Below are 708 nucleotides of genomic sequence, written 5' to 3' on the forward strand. Positions count from 1 at the left end.
ATCGACGAAGCTGTGCAAGGAAATCATGTGGCAGAAGAGGCCATCCAGTCGAGCCATTTGGCCCCGGAATCCGTCACCTCTGCCCATTTGCAGCCTTCATCTGTGATGAGCCAGCATATTGCGCCGGAGAGTATATCGGATCACGCCCTCCAGGCAGGAAGCGTGAACACGGAGAAGCTTGCGCTTCGGGCGGTGCGTGCTTCGAATCTGGCGGAAGCTAGCGTAGGATCCGTACATCTGATAGAGCATGCCGTACACTTTCAGCATCTGGCCGATGGAGCGGTACAGGAATCTGCGCTGGCAGAGGGCGCGGTGCAGTCCAAACATATCGCACAGGATTCCGTCCAGTCGGAGCATCTGCAAGCAGGGGCCATCCAGCAACAGCATGTGGGCTGGCAGGTGGTGTCGGAGGATGCCTTGCAGGAAGGATCGGTTACGTCCAGCAAGATCGCGAAGGAGACGGTACAGTCCTGGCATGTGGCTAAGGCGTCCATTGAAGAACAACACATGGCCCCGGACAGTGTGTCAGGGCGTGCGCTTCAAGCGGAAAGCATCACCTCAGAAAAACTGGCGGCACGCTCAGTGCAAGCGACGAATCTCGCAGAAGGCAGCGTCGGTCCTTCACATTTGACGGAGCAGGCCGTACACACCCGGCATTTGGCAGCAGGAGCGGTACAGGACATAGCGCTGGCAGAAGGGGCTGTGAAG

The 708-nt window shown here is 58.2% G+C and carries 1 pseudogene; it reads left to right on the plus strand.

Features of this window, described 5'->3' with window-relative positions:
- A pseudogene (locus LCF57_RS08260) lies at window positions 1-708 on the plus strand (hypothetical protein); the annotation flags it as partial.

The sequence above is a fragment of the Paenibacillus sp. BJ-4 genome (assembly GCF_020404765.1).
Classification (GTDB): Bacteria; Bacillota; Bacilli; order Paenibacillales; family Paenibacillaceae; genus Paenibacillus.